Origin of the sequence: Hydrogenophaga sp. BPS33, from assembly GCF_009859475.1 — a bacterium.
Classification (GTDB): domain Bacteria; phylum Pseudomonadota; class Gammaproteobacteria; order Burkholderiales; family Burkholderiaceae_C; genus Hydrogenophaga.
Window position 1 is genome coordinate 2,376,421 of sequence record NZ_CP044549.1, and the last position, 18,540, is coordinate 2,394,960.

The 18,540-nt window shown below is 67.2% G+C and carries 18 protein-coding genes; 10 read left to right on the plus strand and 8 right to left on the minus strand.

The window, feature by feature from the left end; translation table 11 throughout:
• Window positions 1-3: 3 nt before the first annotated feature.
• Entirely contained in the window at window positions 4-1,128 is a 1,125-nt protein-coding gene (locus tag F9K07_RS11065) for an MBL fold metallo-hydrolase (protein ID WP_159592850.1), read from the minus strand.
• Between the two features lie 117 nt (window positions 1,129-1,245).
• Between F9K07_RS11065 and F9K07_RS11070 the strand changes: the two genes are divergently transcribed.
• Window positions 1,246-1,533, plus strand: coding sequence for a hypothetical protein (locus tag F9K07_RS11070; RefSeq protein WP_159592853.1), 288 nt, complete (start codon window positions 1,246-1,248; stop codon window positions 1,531-1,533).
• On the opposite strand, the gene F9K07_RS11075 is transcribed toward F9K07_RS11070, so the two are convergent.
• Window positions 1,519-1,875, minus strand: coding sequence for a hypothetical protein (locus F9K07_RS11075; protein ID WP_159592856.1), 357 nt, complete (start codon window positions 1,873-1,875; stop codon window positions 1,519-1,521). The genes F9K07_RS11070 and F9K07_RS11075 overlap by 15 nt on opposite strands.
• A 543-nt stretch (window positions 1,876-2,418) precedes the next feature.
• On the opposite strand from F9K07_RS11075, the gene F9K07_RS11080 reads away from it, so the two are divergent.
• On the plus strand, window positions 2,419-3,867 hold the full coding sequence (locus tag F9K07_RS11080) for a sigma-54-dependent transcriptional regulator (RefSeq protein WP_159592859.1): 1,449 nt from the start codon (window positions 2,419-2,421) through the stop codon (window positions 3,865-3,867).
• 60 nt (window positions 3,868-3,927) lie between these two features.
• On the opposite strand, the gene F9K07_RS11085 is transcribed toward F9K07_RS11080, so the two are convergent.
• Window positions 3,928-4,386: a PA2169 family four-helix-bundle protein gene (locus F9K07_RS11085; protein WP_159592862.1), complete on the minus strand. Its 459-nt coding sequence runs from the start codon at window positions 4,384-4,386 to the stop codon at window positions 3,928-3,930.
• A gap of 292 nt (window positions 4,387-4,678) precedes the next feature.
• Here F9K07_RS11085 and F9K07_RS11090 point away from each other — a divergent pair, with 292 nt between their 5' ends.
• The 5 genes from F9K07_RS11090 to rpoN all read left to right on the plus strand — a co-directional run bounded on the left by F9K07_RS11090 (window position 4,679) and on the right by rpoN (window position 8,575).
• Window positions 4,679-5,365 (plus strand): outer membrane beta-barrel protein, encoded by a 687-nt coding sequence (locus F9K07_RS11090; protein ID WP_159592865.1) that lies wholly within the window; start codon window positions 4,679-4,681, stop codon window positions 5,363-5,365.
• 80 nt (window positions 5,366-5,445) lie between these two features.
• Window positions 5,446-5,877, plus strand: a complete 432-nt coding sequence (locus tag F9K07_RS11095) for a response regulator (RefSeq protein ID WP_159592868.1) — start codon at window positions 5,446-5,448, stop codon at window positions 5,875-5,877.
• Between the two features lie 5 nt (window positions 5,878-5,882).
• Window positions 5,883-6,458, plus strand: a complete 576-nt coding sequence (locus F9K07_RS11100) for an MgtC/SapB family protein (RefSeq protein WP_159592871.1) — start codon at window positions 5,883-5,885, stop codon at window positions 6,456-6,458.
• A gap of 107 nt (window positions 6,459-6,565) precedes the next feature.
• Complete coding sequence (locus F9K07_RS11105; protein WP_159592874.1) at window positions 6,566-6,874, plus strand: GlsB/YeaQ/YmgE family stress response membrane protein; 309 nt, start codon at window positions 6,566-6,568, stop codon at window positions 6,872-6,874.
• Between the two features lie 210 nt (window positions 6,875-7,084).
• The gene (rpoN, locus tag F9K07_RS11110) at window positions 7,085-8,575 is read left to right on the plus strand and encodes an RNA polymerase factor sigma-54 (RefSeq protein WP_159592877.1); all 1,491 of its coding nucleotides are present in this window, start codon (window positions 7,085-7,087) and stop codon (window positions 8,573-8,575) included.
• Here rpoN and F9K07_RS11115 read toward each other — a convergent pair.
• Window positions 8,569-10,503, minus strand: a complete 1,935-nt coding sequence (locus tag F9K07_RS11115; RefSeq protein ID WP_159592880.1) for a hybrid sensor histidine kinase/response regulator — start codon at window positions 10,501-10,503, stop codon at window positions 8,569-8,571. The two genes, rpoN and F9K07_RS11115, sit on opposite strands and share 7 nt — an antisense overlap.
• Window positions 10,504-10,610: 107 nt before the next feature.
• Here F9K07_RS11115 and F9K07_RS11120 point away from each other — a divergent pair, with 107 nt between their 5' ends.
• A complete protein-coding gene (locus F9K07_RS11120) occupies window positions 10,611-13,928 on the plus strand; it encodes a PAS domain-containing protein (protein WP_159592883.1) in 3,318 nt (1,105 codons plus the stop codon).
• Window positions 13,929-14,129: 201 nt separating this feature from the next.
• Here the strand turns inward: F9K07_RS11120 and F9K07_RS11125 are convergent, their stop codons facing one another.
• Window positions 14,130-15,062 (minus strand): inositol monophosphatase family protein, encoded by a 933-nt coding sequence (locus F9K07_RS11125; protein WP_159592886.1) that lies wholly within the window; start codon window positions 15,060-15,062, stop codon window positions 14,130-14,132.
• Between the two features lie 125 nt (window positions 15,063-15,187).
• Between F9K07_RS11125 and F9K07_RS11130 the strand changes: the two genes are divergently transcribed.
• The gene (locus F9K07_RS11130) at window positions 15,188-15,925 is read left to right on the plus strand and encodes an RNA methyltransferase (RefSeq protein WP_159592889.1); all 738 of its coding nucleotides are present in this window, start codon (window positions 15,188-15,190) and stop codon (window positions 15,923-15,925) included.
• Between the two features lie 11 nt (window positions 15,926-15,936).
• Complete coding sequence (cysE, locus tag F9K07_RS11135) at window positions 15,937-16,710, plus strand: serine O-acetyltransferase (RefSeq protein ID WP_159592892.1); 774 nt, start codon at window positions 15,937-15,939, stop codon at window positions 16,708-16,710.
• Between the two features lie 18 nt (window positions 16,711-16,728).
• Here the strand turns inward: cysE and F9K07_RS11140 are convergent, their stop codons facing one another.
• The 3 genes from F9K07_RS11140 to yjgA are packed head-to-tail and all read right to left on the minus strand — an operon-like array spanning window position 16,729 to window position 18,478.
• Window positions 16,729-17,205, minus strand: a complete 477-nt coding sequence (locus F9K07_RS11140) for an FKBP-type peptidyl-prolyl cis-trans isomerase (protein WP_159592895.1) — start codon at window positions 17,203-17,205, stop codon at window positions 16,729-16,731.
• Window positions 17,206-17,225: 20 nt separating this feature from the next.
• Window positions 17,226-17,828, minus strand: coding sequence for a molybdopterin adenylyltransferase (gene mog, locus F9K07_RS11145; protein WP_159592898.1), 603 nt, complete (start codon window positions 17,826-17,828; stop codon window positions 17,226-17,228).
• The gene (yjgA, locus tag F9K07_RS11150; RefSeq protein WP_159592901.1) at window positions 17,825-18,478 is read right to left on the minus strand and encodes a ribosome biogenesis factor YjgA; all 654 of its coding nucleotides are present in this window, start codon (window positions 18,476-18,478) and stop codon (window positions 17,825-17,827) included. The genes mog and yjgA overlap by 4 nt, the downstream gene beginning before the upstream one ends.
• Window positions 18,479-18,540 lie beyond the last annotated feature (62 nt).

Sequence of the window (18,540 nt, forward strand, 5' to 3'; positions counted from 1 at the left end):
GCGTCACTTCATGCGGTAGTGGTACACCCCATCCGCGCCATGCTGGCGCACGGCTTCGCCCCGCGCCAGCAGGTAGTTCAGATGCGCCACGCCTTCGCCGGTGGCCATGCCGAGCAGATCCCCGTTGCTGTCGATCGCGCGCGCGAACAGCGCGCCGAACACCTCGACCGTGCGTTTGGGTGATTCGGCCAACGTGCGGCGCAGCCGCTGCAGGCCACGTTCATGGCCCTGCGCCAGCCGGTCCAGCCGCGCATGCAGGCCCCGAAATGGATCGCCGTGTGCGGGCAGCACCAGCAGCTCGTCGCTCAGCGTGGTGCGCAGGCGTTCGATGCTCTCGATCCAGTCGCCCAGCGGATCGGCCTCGGGCTCGGTGGGAAACACGCTCACGTTCGACGAGATGCGCGGCAACACCTGATCGCCCGAGATCATCACCCCCAGCGAGTCGCTCACGAAGCACGCATGTTCGGGCGAATGGCCACGCCCCACGACCACGCGCCATTCGTGCGCGCCGATGCGCAGGTCCTGGCCGTCGGTGATGCGTTGAAAGCTGTCGGGCAGCGTGTGCACGTATTTGCTGTAGCCCCCGAAGCGGCTGCGGTACACGTCCAGCGCATCTTCGCTCCAGCCCATGCGGCGGTAGAACTCGATCGCGTCATCGGGTGCCTCGCGGCCGGTATCGGCCACCAGCGTGCGGCAGGTGAGGTACTCCAGCCGTGTCATCCACAGGCGGCACTGGAATTTGCGCGTGAGCCAGCCAGCCATGCCGACGTGGTCGGGGTGCATGTGGGTACAGAACACGCGTGTGATGCGTGCGCCCTGGGGCGTTGCGGCCAAGGGGCCGGTGGGCGAGATCAGTTGCCGCCAGGCGGCCATGGCCTCGGGGGTCTTGGTGCCGGTGTCGAACACGGCCCAGCCGGTGCCGCGCTCGTCTTCATCGGCGACGGCCCAGAGGTTGATGTGGGTGAGCGCAAAAGGCAAGGGCATGCGCAGCCAGAGCACGCCGGGTGCGATTTCGCGTACCTCGCCCGGCGCAGGCGCTTCGCCGCAGGGATATTGGAGAACCAGCGGAGCGCTGGCGCTGGTGACCGGATCGTCCGGTCGGCCGTCGGGGGTGGGGGCATCGGACATGTGGATCATTATTTCACTCCCGACAGGAGGGGGCTGTCGCGCGTGGGCGAAGCCCTGCCCCCGTGGCGGGGCGGGCGCGCCGTTTGCCCCTGTGTGGGCCTGAAAAACAGAACCACCATGCACCACCCACCGCCACGCTCCACCTCATCTGCCTCCCCAGGCTCCCGCTCGACTTTCTGGCTCGGCGCGGCGCTGGGCCTGTTCGTCGGCTGGCTTTGCACGGCGCGTGCGCGTGAGCCACGGCGCCGGGACGCGCACAGGCCAAGCCCCGCGCTGGAGGCGATGCCGCCGCCGCTCCCAGATGCGGTGCTGCTGGCTTCCGTGGCGGGCGAGGAAGACCCCGGCGCCGCGGTCGACGCGCCAGCGCAGCCGCGCATGACGCGCTCCCCTTCACCGCCGGTTTGACGAACGCGTGCGCGACCCGGTACCTGTGTTCTTCGATGCCGGTATCGGCTTCTGCCCGCCCGCGCCGGGCACATAGCGCTGGCGGCGTTGTGCGTCCAGTCCCGGCGTGGCGCGCATGTCGGTGTCCACCTGTCCTTCTTCGAGATCCTGGTGCGCCTGGCGCATGGCCGGATCGCGCTGCCGGGCGGTCGCGTGGGTGGACTGATCACGCTCGTGCGGCAACTCCAGATGCTCCTCCCGTTCGTCCTGTGGAGGCGGTGCGCCTGGGCTGCGCGGTGTGCGTGAGACGGGGCGCGACGGTGTTTCACGCCGTGCCGGGGAAGAGTGGTCTGAGCGACTCATGAAGTGGTCTCCTGGTCAAGTGGGATCTCCTGGCGTGGCAACCCGTGTACCTGTTGGTGCAGGAGCGCGTCTTGCCGCAACCGTGCAAGTCACTTTTTTGAACAGCCGCCCTGTCGGCGAAGGAGTTTCCGATGATGCTTGTCCATTCACCACCTACCTCTGCCAGCACGGCTCTGTCCCAGGCTTCGTTCATGTGGAGCGCAGGCATGCGCTTGCACGTTCCGACGCCCGAGGTCCCCAGGCCCATGCCGCCGGTGCAACCGCCGCCAGCGACCCCACCGCAAACGCCCACCGAGCCACCACCCGACATCAAGGAGCCCGACGACCCCGACGAAAAGACGCCCCCTGCGGGCGATCCACCGCGCGACCCCAAGCCCATCGTTTCACGGCAACGGTCGCGCACCGGTCCTGCCCCCATTGGACATGGCAAAAGATGGCATCATGCATGCCGCCGCGCGACGCCCATGCGAGGAGAGTGAACCCTTCCACTCTCCGGTTCCATGCACCGATCCTGGTGCCCGTGCGGTGAGGAGAACGCCCGAGATGTCCCATGTCCTGATCGTGGATGACGACGTCGATTCCGCCACGATGCTCAGCGAGTTGATCGTGATGCAGGGACTGACGGCGGCATGCGCGCATTCGCTGCGAGATGCGCGCAAGCAACTCGCCTTGCAATCGCCCGACCTGGTCCTGCTCGACCTGCGCCTGCCCGATGGCAGCGGCATGGACCTGTTCGCCGATCCCGAGTTGCTGGCCAATGCCGAGGTGGTGCTCATCACCGGGCACGCGAGCCTGGAGACTTCCATCCTGGCATTGCGCCTGGGGGCGGTGGACTACCTGGTCAAGCCCATCAACATGAAGCACCTGCAGGGCGTGCTCTCGCGCGCCACCAAGCCGGCGGTGCTCAAGGCCGAGGTCGCCGATCTCACGGCCCATCTCGCCGCCACGGGCAGCTTCGGCCAGTTGTGGGGGCGCTCGCCCAACATGCAGCGCGTGTACGAACAGATCACGCGCGTGGCGGGCTCGGGTGTCACGGTGTTCATCACCGGCGAGAGCGGGACTGGCAAGGAGGTGGTCGCGCAGACCATCCACGATCTCAGCCGGCGCCGCAAGATGCCTTTTCTGGGCGTGAACTGCGGCGCCATCTCGCCCAACCTGATCGAGAGCGAGATCTTCGGCCACGAGAAAGGCAGCTTCACCGGCGCGGACCGGCAACACCAGGGCTTCTTCGAGCGGGCCGCCGGGGGCACCCTGTTCCTGGACGAAATCACCGAGATGCCGCTGGACCTGCAGGTCAAGCTCTTGCGCGTGCTGGAAACCGGGCGCTTTCTGCGCGTGGGCGCCACGCAAAGCCAGGAAACCGACGTGCGCATCATCGCGGCGACCAACCGCTCGCCGATGCGGGCCGTGGAGGAAGGCCATCTGCGCGTGGATCTGATGTACCGCCTCAACGTGTTTCCCATCGACATGCCGCCGCTGCGCGATCGGCTGTCCGACGTGCCGTTGCTGGCGGGGCACTTCCTGCGCCTCATCAGCGAGCAGGAAGGCCACGAGAAGCGGTTCCTGTCCGAGGCGGTGGACCGCTTGATGGCCTATGACTGGCCCGGCAACGTGCGCGAGTTGCGCAACGTGGTGCAGCGCGCCTACGTCATGGCGCGCGGCGACACCATCGACGCGCAGTGGCTGCCAACACGCCCGGTTGCCGCGCCCCCCGTGCCCGCCACGCCGGCGCGCGCGAGCGAACCACGCGCTGAGCGCCGCCCGGACGGCGAAGCCGATGGCGCGGTCACGCTACCGCTCGGCATCTCGCTGGCGCAGGCGGAACAGACGCTCATTCTCGCCACGCTCGACCACTACGGGCGGCAGAAAGAACGCACGGCGGCGGCTTTGGGCATCAGCCTGAAGACGCTGTACAACCGCCTCAAACAATACGCGGCCGATGGCAAAGCCCAGGACAGCGCGGACGCCGACGACATCACGAAGGGCACTTGACGGCGGTGGCCAAAAAAAGCCCGCACGCGGCGGTGCGGGCTTGGGGAAGCAGGGCCGCTGTCAATGCGAAACGGCGGCTTTGTGCTGGTCGCGCAATGCGCGGATCTGGTCGTGGTTGCGCTTCACGCCTTGGTACTGGGCTTCCACGATGCTGCGCACTTCGATGGGCAGGTCTTCCTTGAGCGCTTCGCGGTAGGACTTCAGGGCCGAGTCCTCCCCGCGCTCGGTTTCCTCGAGCATCGCCAGGTCGTTGTAGCCTGCCAACGTGCCTTTGACCGCCACCCATCCCCGGTGCATCGCGCCGCCCGCCGTGCCGCTGTCTTCGGGCTTGCCGCCGCGCTGCACCACCAGGGTCTGCAGCTCAGCGGCTGCCCTGCGGCAGTCTTGCGCACGGGCATCGAAGAGCTGCTTGATCTGTGGGTCCGTGGCGTGGTCGGCGCTGGTCGTGAAGCCGTATTCACCGTCCTTGCAGGTTTCGATGAGCGTGTTCAGCGTGTTGATCGTGTGTGAGTCTTTCATGGCGTTCCTTCCGAAGGTGTGAGATGGACGCCGGTTCGGCGGACAGAGGTCCGTCGTTTCCGACACCTAGTCGGGGCACGCGGTGTACCCGCCAGATCGCGCGTTGCCAAAGGGGGACGAGGTGCGCGCTGGCGCCGCGCTGCGGCAACTTTTGCCGCAAAGGAGCGCGCGACGCTCTTCAGGGTCCGGGTTTGGAGCCGTGGGCACCTCGGCGTGTTGGCATCCCACTTGCCACGCAAGGTCCACTGCAGACGTTTGGCGCAGTGTTTCCCCAACCAACGAGGACCCACCTATGAACCGCTCACTTCCTTTCTCTCTCAAGACAGGGTCAGTCGCCGTGATGGCTATGGCCGTGGCCTGTGCGGTCAGCGCGCAGTCGGACATGCCGCGCAACGACGCCAATACCACCACGGTGGCGCAGGCCGGCAGCGCCATGCCGGCACAGCGGCGCGCCTATGCGCCCGGCGAGGGCAACTTCTCCGTCATTCCGTACACCTCGCATGGCTACATCGGCCTGAACCTCGGCCGCTCCGACTACGACCTGGGCTGTGGCGTCGGCGGCTTCGGATGCGACAGCAAGGGCAACGCGGTGAACCTGTACACCGGGGGCATGTTCAACCGCTACTTCGGTGCCGAGTTGGGCTACCTCCACCTCGGCCGCATGGACCGTGGCGGTGGCCGGTCCGAGGCACAGGGCCTCAATCTGAGCCTGGTCGGCCGCGTGCCGCTGGGCGTGGTGCATCTGTACGGCAAGGTGGGCGGTGTGTACAGCCGCACCGAAGTCACGGCCAGCCCGCTGTCGGGCATCGCCACGGGCAAGGAAAGCGGTTGGGAGCCCTCGTTCGGCGCGGGCATTGGCTTTGACCTGAGCCCACGTTCGTCCATCGTGCTGGAATGGAACCGCTACGACATGCGCTTCGTCGGTGCGGGCAAGCGCGAGGTAGAAACCACCAGCATTGGGTACATGCACAGGTTCTGAGCCCGCGTCGCGCTCCTTCGGCTGCGGATGGGTGTCTTGGGCGCCCCCGTGGCCGGCGCGACGTTCGCAAGGAGCACACCATGAATACCCATGTGCCTTCGGGGGACCCGCCCCCGCTGCGCCTGCTGGTCGCCGACGACGACCGCGATGGCGCGGCGTTGCTCGCCATGTTCATGCGCGGGGAAGGCCATCGCGTTCATCTCGCCTACGACGGAGAGACTGCCTTGGCCATGGCCTTGTGCCTGCGCCCCGATGTGGCCATTCTGGACCTGGGCATGCCCGGCATGGACGGCCTCTCGGTCGCCCGGCAACTGCGCACCGAACTCACCGGCACCCGCATGCTGCTGTTGGCCGTGACGGGCCGAGGCGAGGTCGAGGACCAGATGCAGACGCGCGCGGCCGGCTTTGACCATCACTTTGTCAAGCCGGCGAATCCGGTGGATCTGCGGGCCTGCATCGCCGACTGGTGCCAACGCAATGGCATGATGCCCCACGTTCCATCCAAGGGGTGAATGCCATGTCGGTTTTGCAGACGGTCTGGGCCACCATTCAAGCCGAGTTCGGCGATTTCGCCGAGGTCGAGCGCATCACCCGTGCGACCTGGCGCATGGGCGAGGCCCTCTTGCTGGGGGCGGCCATCGGCTGGGACCGCGAACGGCGCGATGCCGAAGCCGGCCTGCGCACGCACATGCTGGTGGCCTTGGGCGCCGCGTTGTTCGTGCTGATTCCGATGGAGGCCGGCATGGACCCGGAGCAACTCAGCCGCGTGGTGCAGGGGCTGGTGTCGGGCATTGGTTTTCTGGGGGCGGGCGCGGTGCTCAAAGACCAGGAGGAGGGCCGCATCCATGGCCTGACCACCGCGGCCAGCATCTGGGCCACGGCCGCGATCGGCTTGGCTGCGGGCATGGGCCGCACGGGCACGGCGGTGCTGGCCACCGTGTTCATCCTGCTGGTTCTGGTGTCCCTGCGGCGCTTCGGGCGCACGCTGCGGCGTCGGCACGGGAATGAGCACCGCGATGAGGGGGGCCGCGACACCGACACGAACGCGGGTGCGCGCAGCCCTCGGGATTCAAGCGGTACAGGGCGACCCTGAGCGCCAACCCGTGGCAGTTGCCCTGCCCAGGCCTGGCACGTCACTTGCTGCTTGGCACGTCTGCGGTGTCTGTGTCATTCCCTTAAATCCTGTGCAGGAGTTGCCTCATGGTCGAAGTGCTTATTTGGTTGGCCATGGGAGGTGTCGTGGGTTGGATGACCAGCGCCATCATGCAGCCCAGTCCCCCGCGCAGCCATGGATGGAACGTGTGCCTGGGCATGGCGGGCGCTGCCCTGGGAGGATGGCTCATACCGCCCCAGCTTGGCATGGCGGCGGGCAGTTCCGATGTGCTCAACATGGGGGCCCTTCTGGTGGCTCTGGTCGGCGCGATTCTGTTGCTGGCCATCGCCCATCTGTTCCAGCGCCCGGATGACGTGGCTGGGCCTGCGTCGCGGACCGCGCCGGACGAGCACTGACAGCCGGATCGGCCCTTGCGTCGGCAAATTTTGCCGCAATAAGGTGAAGACGCAGGCCGTTGTGTGAGTTTTTGTGTCGGCCGACAGCGCTGCCCGCGTCCCGCTTCCTGCGTGCACGGGTGAATTGTTCGAATCTGTATCTACCCTGCCCATGCGGCACGGCCGTTGCATGACCTTGCGGCACAACAGCCGGATCAAGGAGGAAACCGCATGCAGATGGACGTTCGCGCCGGTCAGCGCCAAACCCAGACCCAGACCCAGACCCTGTCACCCCGTTTGCAACACGCCGTGCGCTTGTTGCAGATGTCTTCCCTGGACTTTGGCACCGTGGTGCGAGACGTCCTGGGGCGAAACCCGTTCCTGGAAACCGAAGAGGCGGACGACGAAGACGGGCGCCAAGATACCCAGGACACGGTGATCGACGATCCATTCGATGGCCCCGAGCCGCCACAGCCGCTGGCGCACGAGACCGTCGACGAGGTGCCCGGGCGCGCCAGCGAAACCGATCGCGATCTCTGGCTGGCCGACAGCTTCGCCCCGGCTCGCAGCGCGCACAACGGTGACGTCTCAGCGCTGGACTTCATGGCGGCGCACACCTCGCTGAGCATGCACCTTCATGCCCAGTTGAACACCTTGACCTTGTCGGAGCGTGACCTCGCCTTGGCTGGCGCGGTGGTGGAGTCGCTGGACGACGATGGTTACTTGCGCACCCCGCTGGACGAACTGCTGGGGGTGGTGGGCGTGCAGCCCACAGCCTCGTTGCCGGAGATGCAGATCGCATTGAAGATGGTGCAGTCGCTCGATCCGGCGGGGGTGGGCGCCCGCGATGTGGCCGAGTGTCTCGCGTTGCAATTGGCCGACATCGAATGCCCCCAGGTGCGTGCGATGGCCCGCGAGATCGTGGGCCATCATCTGGGCGAACTCGCCGCGCGCGATGTGATGGCCTTGTCCCGTGCGCTCGGTCATTCGCCTGGCGAGGTCGAGCGGGTGTGCGATCGCATCCGGCGGCTGGACCCGCGGCCTGGGTGGCGCTGGAGTCCGTCGCGCACGGGGTACATCGTGCCGGATGTGATCGTGAAGAAAGACCGGGGCAACTGGAGCGTGCTGCTCAACGCCGCGATCGTTCCCAAGGTGCGCGTCAACGAGGTGTATGCCCAGCTGTTTCAGCGCCACCGCTGCGCCAACAACGCCGACAACGCCGACATGAGCGCGCACTTGCAGGAGGCGCGCTGGACGCAGCGAAACGTGGAACAGCGCTTCTCCACCATCCTGGACGTGGCCCAGGCCATCGTGCGGCGCCAGCGCCACTTCTTCGAATACGGCGCGATGGCCATGAAACCGCTGGGCTTGCGCGAAATCGCCGACGAGGTGGGCATCCACGAATCGACCGTCTCGCGTGTGACGAACAACAAATACATGGCCACGCCCAGCGGCGTCTTCGAGCTCAAGCACTTCTTCTCGCGGGCCATGGTGAGCGCCAACGGCAAGGCCTGCTCGGGGACGGCCATTCGCGGGCTGGTGCAGGACATCATCGAGGCCGAGTCGCCCGAGCAGCCCTTGTCGGACGCCGAGATCACGCGGCAACTGGCGCGCCAGGGCCTGACGGTGGCGCGGCGCACGGTCACCAAGTACCGCCAGATGCTCAAGATCGATGCCGTGGACCGGCGGCGACGCCACGGCCCGGCGCAGACGGCTCACTGAGCGGTGAGATCACCCGGGCGGGACGCCTCGAAGTCGGTGTGCACCGCAGCGAGCACTCGCACGAGTTCTTCGGGGCTGACGGGTTTGAGAATGTGGTGGTCAAAGCCGGCCTGCCGCGCGGCTTCGCGGTCGGCGGCCTGACCCCAACCGGTGATGGCCACCAGACAGATGCCTTGCGTGGCCGGGTCGGCCCGCAACTGGCGGGCGACCTGATAGCCATCGAGCTTGGGCATGCCGATGTCCAGCAGGGCGATGTCGGGGAGGTGCTCGCGCGCATGGTGCACGGCCGCGTCGCCATCGTGTTCCACGGACACCCGGTGGCCGCTGGCGCTCAGGATGGCGGCGAAGCTCTCCGCCAGGTCGACGTTGTCGTCGGCCACCAGGATGCGCAGCGAGCGCGTGGTGGGCTGGGAGGCCGGAGCCGCGAGCGCGGTGGGAGCGGACGCGAAGCCGAAGCCGCGCGCGCGAGGCAGGCGCACCGTGAAGCACGAGCCCTGGTTCAGGCCCGCGCTCTGCATGGACAGCGTGCCCTGGTGCAACTGGATGATCTGACGCGACAAGGTCAACCCCACGCCCAGGCCGGCATTGCCGCGCTGCAGCGTCTTGTCTGCCTGCTCGAACATCTCGAAGATGCGCTCCTGCATGCCCGGCGCCACGCCGATGCCGGTGTCGGCCACCGCGATGGCGATCTCATCGGCGTCCGCTTTCAGCTGGATGTCGACACGCCCGCCTTGCGGCGTGTAGCGGCAGGCGTTGCTCAGCAGATTGGCGAACACCTGCGTCAGGCGCACGGTGTCGCCATTCACGTACAGCGGTTCAGCCGCCGGGTGCAGGCTCAGGTGCAGGCCTTGCTGTCGGGCCAGGTCCTGCGCACCCAACACGGCAGCGCTCAGCAGTTCGCCAATGTCCACCGTCTCCAGGTTGAGCGAGAGCTTGCCGGTGGCCACGCGCGAGGCATCCAGCAGATCGTTGATCAGCCGCACCATGTGCTTGAGCTGGCGCTCGAGCACGCCCAGGGCCTTGTCCCTCGCCTCGGGGCTGGCCGCTGGCATCTGCAGCAGGGCCACCGCACTCGTCATGGGCGAGAGCGGGTTGCGCAGCTCGTGGGCCAGCGTGGCCAGGAATTCGTCCTTGTGCCGGTCGGCCTGGCGCAACTCGTGTTCGACGCTTCGGCGCGTGACCATCTCGCGCTCCAGTTCGCTCGTGCGCGTCTCGCATTCGGACAGCATGCGGTTGAAGGCATCGACGAGAACGCCCACGTCCTTGTAGTGCGTGGCCGGCGCGCGAAGCGCCCAGTTGTGGCTGCCGATCACATCGCGTGCCACCTCGGTCATCCTCTCCAGCGGGGCGGTGATGCGGCGCTGCAGGTGCACGAACAGGTAGAACGCCGTGGCCAGGCTCACCGCGCTGACCGCGAGCACGATCCACGCGAAGTCCGCGACGCGGTCCCAGACCCCATGTTCCGCCTTCAGGTACAGCATGCCGAGCCGCCGTCCATCGCGCTCGATGCCTTGGGTCATCTCCAGCGTCGACCCGCTGAAGCTCGGCCCCCAGGCGCGCGCATCGGGCGCGATGCGCGCGGGCACCTGGCCGGATGGGCCGGTGAGGGAGGCCAGCAGCGCGCCATCGGCGCCATACACGGCCGCCGCCTGGATGCGGGGCTGTTGCCAAAGCGTGTCGAGATTTTCCCGCACTGCCTCGGCGTTTCCGGTCTCCATGGCGGCCGCCGTGGAGCGGGCGATCAAGTCGGCCTGGGCCCGCATGTCGGCCACGCCCGCCTCGCGGTACAGCGTGAATTCGTAGGTCAGCAGCGCGCCGGCGCTCAGCAGGACTGCCAGAAACGTGGTGAGCAGCGCCGCGAGCGTGAGCTGCTGGCGCAGCGAGGTGGGCTTCGCGGCGCGCTTGCGATGGGCTTCTACCTCCGGCATGGTGGGCATCCTCTGGCGTTCCAACAGGGCGTGCGGGCCCGCCCGCCGTCTCGGGCCCGGACAGTCCGGCACAATGTGCCTCACCCCCACACACTACCGCATGCCGCATGGTCGAAGCATCTTCAGGGTCGGAGTTCTCTCGCGAGGGCAGCTCATTGCAATGGCCGCAGGCCGCGGCAACCGGCGTGCCCTATGAGACCTTGTTCATGGCGTCGCCGCTGGCGGCGAGCCTGACCAGGCTGTGCGATGGCCGTCTGCTGGCCGTCAACGATGCGTGGCAGGTGCTCACCGGCCTGCGGCGCGAAGCCGTGCTGGGCCGCACCACCGTCGATATCGGGCATTGGCCCGATGCCGGGGCCCGTGCGCGCTACCTGAGCGAGGGGCCGCCCCCCAGTGAGTTGCAGTATCTGCGGCTGCGCGATGGCGTGGAGTACCGGGTGCGCCTGCACGCCACGGTGCTGTCCATGGCCGGTGATCCGGCGGTCCTCATCTACATGACCGATGCCACCACGGAGTTCGAGGCCGAAGCCGCTCAGGTGCGCAGCGAGCAGGCCTTGCGCGAGGCCAATCGGCGCCTGGAGCAACAGGTGGAGTTGCACGCGGCGATCGAAAAGCTGGCCCATGTCGGCCACTGGATCAACGCGCAGGAGGACGCCTATGTGGATTGGTCACCCGGGCTGCACGAGATCACCGGCGTGCCGCCGGGCGAGCGCCTGCGGCGCGCGGATGCGCTTGACCCCATCCATCCCGAGGACCTCCCGGTCTGGCGCGAGGCCCGTGCGGCGCTGGATGGCCGCGAGGTCGAGTTCCGCTGGCTGCGCCCCGATGGCCAGACACGGCGGCTGCGCACCCGCATCGGGCAGACCACGGTGGGAAACAATCGGCACACCGCCTTCGGTGTGGTGCAGGACATTACCGCCGAGCGCGAAGCCAGCGAGCGCCTGGCAGAGCAGTACAAACTGCTGCAGAACATTGCCGCGCGCGTGCCGGGCATGATGTACGAAGCACGGCTCAAGCCCGATGGCACGAGCGTGATCAGCTACGTGAACGAGGTCGCGCACACCATGCTGGAAGTGGCGCCCAAGGACCTGGAGCAGAACGCCAGCGTGCTGTTCGACCGCGTGCACCCCGACGACCGGGCCGAAGTGATCGCATCGCTGAACGCCTCGGCGCGGCAGTTGAGTGCCTGGCGCCAGACCTACCGCGTCTGCCTGCCCACGGCGGGTGTGCGCTGGCAGCAGGTGGAAGCCATGCCGCAGCGCGAGGCCGATGGATCGGTGGTCTGGCACGGCTTCTCCACCGACGTGACCGCCGGGCGCCTGGCCGCGCAGAAACTCGAGCGCCAGCACCGCATGCTGGAGGCCGTGCGGGCGGCACAGACCGACTACATCGAAGCCGACGACAAGCGCAAGGCGTTCGAAGGGCTGCTGCAAGGCTTCCTGTCGGTCACCGGCAGCGAATTCGGTTTTGTGGGCGAGGTGCTCTACGACGACAACGGAAAACCGTACCTGCGCACCAGCGCCGTCACCAACATCGCATGGGACGAGGCTTCGCGCCTCATGTACCAGAGCCAGGCCGCCTCGGGCATGGCCTTTCGCAATCTCGACACCCTGTTTGGCCATGCGATGTTGACCGGCCAACCGGTCATTACCAACGACCCCACGCGACACCCGCGCGCCGGTGGCCTGCCGAGTGGACACCCTCCCATGAACGCCTTTCTCGGCGTGCCGCTGGCCGTGGGCGAGCGGATGGTGGCGATGGTGGGCCTGGCCAACCAGCCCGGGGGCTACAGCGAAGAAGACATCGAGTTTCTGCAGCCACTGCTGGGTGCGGTGCGCCAGTTGGTCATGGCATGGCGCGGCCACCTGGAGCGCCGGCGCACGCGCGAGCAACTGCAGATCACCAGCGAACTGCTGACCGAAAAAAGTCTGGATCTGCAGGCCACGCTGGACAGCATCGACCAAGGCCTGTGCCGCGTGGACGACCAGAACCGCGTGACCGCCTACAACCGCCGCCTGCTAGAGATGCTGGATCTGCCAGAGGCTCTGCTGCAAGGACAACCCACCACCGACCAGGTGCTGCGCTTCCAGACCGAGCGTGGCGATTTCGGTCCGGGGCTGTCCTGGGTCGATCCGGTCGCGCACAGCCATGTATTGCACGGCGTGTCGCACGTGCAGTCCCCGGATAAGTACTGGCGCAAGACGCAGGATGGGCGCATTCTGGAGATGCGCACCCGTACGCTGCCCGATGGCGGCCTTGTGCGCACCTTCTCCGACGTGAGCTCCTACGTGCAGGCGCAGGATGCCTTGCGCGAAGAGCGCCAGCGCCTGGCCTGGGTGCTGGAGGCCACGCGGCCGGGCGTCTGGGAGAACAACCTGGTCGACAACGCGCTGACGGTGAACGACCGGTGGGTCGAAATGCTGGGCTACACCGCGGACGAACTCAGGCCCATGCGGGCCGAGACCTGGGAGGCACTCGTGCATCCGGACGATCTGCGCCGCGCCGACGACATTCGCGACCAGCATCTGAGTGGCGCGTTGCCTTACTACGAATGCGACATCCGCATGCGGCACAAGTCCGGGCGCTGGATCTGGGTCAACACGCGAGGCCGCGTGCACAAGCGCGACGTCGACGGGCGTGGCCTGTTCATGTCAGGCACGCACATCGATATCACCGATCGCGTGGCCGCGCAGGAGCAGGTGAGGGCGCTCAACGCGAACCTGGAGCAGCGGGTGATCGCGCGCACCGCCGAGCTGGAACGCTCGATGCGCGACATGGAGGCCATTTCCTATTCCATCGCCCACGACTTGCGCTCGCCGTTGCGTTCGGTGAACGGCTTCGCGGCCATCGTGCTGGAAGAAGAGGCCGATCGCCTGAGCCCCAACGGGCGCGACATGTTCGAGCGCATCGCGCGCTCCTCGCGCAACATGGGTCAGATGATCACCGACATGCTCGAACTGTTGCGGGTGGTGCGCGTGGACCTGGAGGCCGTGCCGGTCGACATGGTGGCGCTCGCGCATTCGGTGGCAGATGCCTTGTCCGCCCAGTCCACGCACGCGCGCATCCGCATCGACACGATGCCCTTTGCCTTGGGCGACGCGACCTTGTTGCGCCAGGTGCTGGCCAACCTGATGGACAACGCGCTCAAGTACTCCATGCACGTGGAGCAGCCCGAGCTGGAGGTGGGTTACGACGCCGAACAGCGCGTTTACTTCGTGCGCGACAACGGGATCGGCTTCGACATGGCCCACGCCGACAAATTGTTCGGCCTGTTCCAGCGCCTGCACGCCGGCAGCAGCGTGCCGGGCATGGGGGTGGGGCTGGCCATCGTGGCGCGCATCGTGGAGCGCCACGGCGGGCGGGTCTGGGCCGAATCCAAGCCGGGCGAGGGCGCTACGTTCTGGTTGCGCCTGCCACAGGCGTGATAGAGCACACCCCCCTGCGCCGCTGACGCGGCTTCCCCCCTCTGTTGCGCGCCTTAGGCGCTTCGAGGGGGGACGGCATCTTGGGCCGGCGCAGCCGTCCCTCGATGCCCCTGGATGGAGGCACGCTCGCCGGAGAGGGCGTGGTATTTCGGGCCGGCGCAGCGCCCCTCGATGCCTCTGGATAGAGGCACGCGCGCCGGGTCAGGTTGTGGCGTCGTTGCTGGGTGCCGTCGTGTCGTCGGCGACGGGGGTGTCTTGCGGTGCGTCGGCCGGGGGCGTGCCACGGGCCCGTGCCTGGCGCACGGCTGCCTTGTCGCCTGCGCTGGCGAATTTGCTGTACTTGCCCGTCAGCCCCACGAGCTGGCCGTAGATCTTCGGGTTGGCGGCCAGGCATTCCTTCTGCTCCAGGAAGTCGGACTCGCCGGTGAAGTTGCCGATCAGGCCGCCCGCTTCGGTGACCAGCAGCGCGCCGGCAGCCACGTCCCAGGGCGAGAGGCCCATTTCGAAGAAACCGTCGGTGAAACCGGCGGCCACGTACGCGAGATCCAACGCGGCCGAGCCAGGGCGGCGCACACCGGCCACGCGCGGCATCACGTCGCCCAGCATCTGCATGTAGGTCTGGAACGCGTCGCCCGGGCGGAACGGGAAGCCGGTGGAGACCAGGCAGTCGCGCAGCGTGGTGCGCTTGGCCACGCGGATGCGGCGGTCGTTCAGGTAGGCGCCGCGTCCGCGCGTGGCGCAGAAGAGGTCGTTGCGAGAAGGGTCGTAGACGACGGCCTGCTCGATCCGGTTGCCCACCATGAGCGCGATGCTCACGCAGTAGACCGGGAAGCCGTGAATGAAGTTGGTGGTGCCGTCCAGCGGGTCGATGATCCAGGTGTGGTCAGCACCCCCGTGTTTGCCCGCTTGCCGGCCCGATTCCTCGGCCCAGATGGCGTGGTCGGGATAGGCCGTGAGCAGGGTGTCGATGATCGCCGCCTCGGCGGCCTGATCGACCTCGGTCACGAAATCGTTGGTCTGCTTGACCGAGACCCGGACCGACTCCACGTCCAGCGCAGCGCGGTTGATGATGGTTCCAGCGGTACGTGCGGCCTTGATGGCCACGTTGAGCATGGGGTGGAGTGTGGACGACATGAATTGTGAACCTCGGCGCGCTCCGGGGCGGTGCGCGCGACAGTGGATGAGCAGGGGATGCGAAACCCGGCAATGCGGGCGGCGACAATAGGCGGGATTTTACCGTCCCCACTTTTCTTTCTCGCATGCGCACCCGTTTTGTCCTGATCCAGACCAGCCACGCCGGCAATGTGGGCGGCGTCGCCCGTGCCATGAAAGTCATGGGCTTCGACGATCTGGTGCTGGTGCAGCCGCGCTGGGCCAACGTGCTGCGCCGCGAGGAGACCATCCAGCGCGCCAGTGGCGCCAACGACGTGCTGGCCCGGGCGCGCATCGTCGACACGCTCGACGAGGCGCTCGACGGCATAAGCCACCTCTGCGCCACCGCCATGACCCCGCGCGACTTCGGCCCGCCCACGCGTGCGCCGCGCGAGCACTTCGCCAGCCTGTTCGGCGGCCAGGAGCCGCCACCCACGGGTGTGGCCTTTCTGTTCGGCTCCGAGCGCTTCGGCATGCGCAACGAAGACGTGTACCGCTGCCACGTCGCGCTGAGCATCCCGACCGCGCCCAGCTTCGGCTCGCTCAATCTGGCGGCGGCGGTGCAACTGATCGCCTACGACTGGCGCCAGGCCTTGGGCGGCTTCGGCGTCGCGGCCTCGGTCGCCGAGAGGCCGCAGGCCGACGCGAAGGCCTTGTCCGGCATGCTCGAACACCTTGAGCGTGCGTTGGTCGCGGTGGATTTCCTGGATCCCGACGCGCCCAAGAAGCTCATGCCACGGCTCAACCAGCTTTTCAACCGCGCCGCGCCCAGCGACGAGGAAATCCACATTCTTCGAGGTGTTGCCAAGGCGATGCTGCAAACGGCCGACAAGGCAAGACGCTAGACTGCCCGCCTATGTTCGACCGCATCCGCTCCGACATCCAGTGCATCCTGGACCGCGATCCCGCCGCGCGCAGCACCTGGGAGGTCGTCACCTGCTATCCCGGCCTGCACGCCGTGTGGCTGCACCGGCCGGCCCATTGGTGCTGGACGCATGGCTTCAAGTGGCTGGGCCGTTTCATCTCGCACGTCTCGCGCTGGTTCACCGGCATCGAGATCCACCCGGGCGCCACGCTGGGCGAACGCGTGTTCTTCGACCACGCCATGGGTGTGGTGGTGGGTGAAACCGCCGAGATCGGTGACGGCTGCACCATCTACCAGGGCGTGACGCTGGGCGGTACCTCGCTCTACAAGGGCACCAAACGCCACCCCACGCTGGGCAAGGACGTGGTCGTGAGCGCGGGCGCCAAGGTCCTGGGCGGGTTCCTGGTGGGCGATGGCGCCAAGATCGGCAGCAACGCGGTGGTGATCAAGCCGGTGCCGGCGGGCGCGACCGCGGTGGGCATACCGGCGCGCATCATTCCCAGCAAGCAGGGCGAGAGTGCCGATGTGGCCGAGCAAGGCCAGAAGTTCAACGCTTATGGAGTGACCCAGGACGACGACCCACTGTCACAGGCCATGCGCGGCCTGATCGACAACGCCGCCGGACAGGAGCACCAGATCGCCTTGCTCTGGCAGGCGATCGAGACGCTGGCCGAAACCAAGAAGCAGGGCGACTGCGTGCCAGAGGACGCGGCGCGCAAAGAGTGCTTCGAGAAAGAGAAGCTCAACCAGCTGGTGGGGAAATAGGCCCCCGCGCGCGGGCTTTCAGTGGTGGTGGCCGTGTGCGCCGTGCGCGTGGCCGTGGGCGATTTCCTCGGCCGAGGCGGCCTTTACATCGGTCACGTTCAAGGTAAAGGTGATGTCCTGACCTGCCAGCGGGTGGTTGCCATCGAGCATCACGGTGTCGCCCTTGATCTTGGTCACGGTGAAGACCTGGTGGCGGCCCTGGTCGTCGTGGCCTTCGAGCTGTCCGCCCACCTTCACGCCGGGCGGAAAGTCCTTCTTCGAGATGGTGGTCACCAGGCTCTCGTCGCGTTCGCCAAAGGCCAATGAAGGTTGCAGCTTCACCGTGGTGTTGAAGCCCTTCTCTTGCCCCTCCAGCGCCAGCTCGACGCCGGGCAGGGTATTGCCATAGCCGCCGTGCAGGTAGGCGCGCGGGGTCTTGCCATCTTCCAGCACCTTGCCTTTGGCGTCGACGGCGCGGAAGGTGAGGGTGACGATGGTGTCTTTGGTGATCTTCATGTCGGGTCGCGTGAACAGGGTTAAACAGGGCGCACGGCGGACTTGGGGCGGAAGGCCTTGCAGACCGCGTCGTGCGTTTGGAGATACGGGCCGCCGATCAGGTCGATGCAATACGGCACGGCGGCAAAGATGCCGTTGACACGCTGCGTGCCATCGGCGTTCTTGAGTCCTTCGAGCGTTTCGGCAATCGCCTTGGGTTGGCCCGGCAGGTTGATGATGAGGCTCTTGTCGCGCACCACCGCCACCTGCCGGGACAGGATGGCGGTGGGCACGAAGGCCAGGCCGATCTGGCGCATCTGCTCGCCAAAGCCCGGCATTTCCTTGTGGGCCACGGCCAGCGTGGCCTCGGGGGTCACGTCGCGCAAGGCCGGGCCGGTGCCGCCGGTGGTGAGCACCAGCGAGCAGCCGGCGTCCACCAGTTCGATCAGCGTCGCGCTGATGTGCTCGGTCTCATCGGGGATCAGGCGCGGCTCGAAGCGGATCGGGTTCTGCAATGCGCGCGTGAGCCAGTCCTGCAGAGCGGGCAGGCCCTTGTCTTCGTACACGCCACTGCTGGCGCGGTCGCTGATCGACACGATGCCGATGCGCACCGGTTCTGCGGGTTGGGTCGTGGGTTCGCTCATGGCTGCTCGTCGTCCTCGGACGCGCCGTCGCCGGCCGTGTCCGCGTCCTGATTCAGCGCGGCCTTGACGGTCTGGAAAATCTCGCGGTAGGCCTTGCCGTGGCGCACGGCCTCGCCGGGGCGTTCCTTGACGGCCTGCGCATCCTTGCGCGCCTGGCGGATCAGGGCGCGCAGGTGCTGCACGTCGCTCTGTGGGTCCATCTGCATCCAGGCGGTCAGCGCGTCGTCTTCGTTGATCAGGCGGTCGCGCCATTGCTCGGCCATGTGCAGCGAGAGCGTGTCCTTGGCCGATCCCTTGCTCTGCTCTTCCAGCGCCGCTTCCACCGCCGCGACGGTGTCTTCGTCGAGCTTGCGCATGAGCTTGCCGATGAACTGCATCTGGCGGCGGCGGCCCTCGAAATTGGTGATGCGCCTGGCATCGGCAACGGCTTCGAGCAGCTTTTCCGACAGGTCGAGCTTGTCCAGCAGGTCCGCGCGCAGCGTGAGCAGACTCTCGCCCAGCGATTGCAGCCGGTCGCTTTCCTTCTTCAGGTCGGTCTTGCTCATTTCGGCGGAGCCCTTGAGCTCGCGTTTGAGTTCCTGGTCCAGCTCGCTGCCCAGGGCGACGAACTGGCCTCGGACGAAATAGCCTTTGGTGGGTTTGCGGGACATGAAGAATATTGAATGGGCTTGCGCGCGGGAGCGCAAGCCATGAAGAGCGGCAAGTATCATAG

Bases quoted from the DNA above. Each gene is read 5' to 3' on its own strand.
- F9K07_RS11065 (WP_159592850.1), bottom strand. From the start codon at position 1,128: ATGTCCGATGCCCCCACCCCCGACGGCCGACCGGACGATCCGGTCACC.
- F9K07_RS11070 (WP_159592853.1), top strand. From the start codon at position 1,246: ATGCACCACCCACCGCCACGCTCCACCTCATCTGCCTCCCCAGGCTCC.
- F9K07_RS11075 (WP_159592856.1), bottom strand. From the start codon at position 1,875: ATGAGTCGCTCAGACCACTCTTCCCCGGCACGGCGTGAAACACCGTCG.
- F9K07_RS11080 (WP_159592859.1), top strand. From the start codon at position 2,419: ATGTCCCATGTCCTGATCGTGGATGACGACGTCGATTCCGCCACGATG.
- F9K07_RS11085 (WP_159592862.1), bottom strand. From the start codon at position 4,386: ATGAAAGACTCACACACGATCAACACGCTGAACACGCTCATCGAAACC.
- F9K07_RS11090 (WP_159592865.1), top strand. From the start codon at position 4,679: ATGAACCGCTCACTTCCTTTCTCTCTCAAGACAGGGTCAGTCGCCGTG.
- F9K07_RS11095 (WP_159592868.1), top strand. From the start codon at position 5,446: ATGAATACCCATGTGCCTTCGGGGGACCCGCCCCCGCTGCGCCTGCTG.
- F9K07_RS11100 (WP_159592871.1), top strand. From the start codon at position 5,883: ATGTCGGTTTTGCAGACGGTCTGGGCCACCATTCAAGCCGAGTTCGGC.
- F9K07_RS11105 (WP_159592874.1), top strand. From the start codon at position 6,566: ATGGTCGAAGTGCTTATTTGGTTGGCCATGGGAGGTGTCGTGGGTTGG.
- rpoN (WP_159592877.1), top strand. From the start codon at position 7,085: ATGCAGATGGACGTTCGCGCCGGTCAGCGCCAAACCCAGACCCAGACC.
- F9K07_RS11115 (WP_159592880.1), bottom strand. From the start codon at position 10,503: ATGCCGGAGGTAGAAGCCCATCGCAAGCGCGCCGCGAAGCCCACCTCG.
- F9K07_RS11120 (WP_159592883.1), top strand. From the start codon at position 10,611: ATGGTCGAAGCATCTTCAGGGTCGGAGTTCTCTCGCGAGGGCAGCTCA.
- F9K07_RS11125 (WP_159592886.1), bottom strand. From the start codon at position 15,062: ATGTCGTCCACACTCCACCCCATGCTCAACGTGGCCATCAAGGCCGCA.
- F9K07_RS11130 (WP_159592889.1), top strand. From the start codon at position 15,188: ATGCGCACCCGTTTTGTCCTGATCCAGACCAGCCACGCCGGCAATGTG.
- cysE (WP_159592892.1), top strand. From the start codon at position 15,937: ATGTTCGACCGCATCCGCTCCGACATCCAGTGCATCCTGGACCGCGAT.
- F9K07_RS11140 (WP_159592895.1), bottom strand. From the start codon at position 17,205: ATGAAGATCACCAAAGACACCATCGTCACCCTCACCTTCCGCGCCGTC.
- mog (WP_159592898.1), bottom strand. From the start codon at position 17,828: ATGAGCGAACCCACGACCCAACCCGCAGAACCGGTGCGCATCGGCATC.
- yjgA (WP_159592901.1), bottom strand. From the start codon at position 18,478: ATGTCCCGCAAACCCACCAAAGGCTATTTCGTCCGAGGCCAGTTCGTC.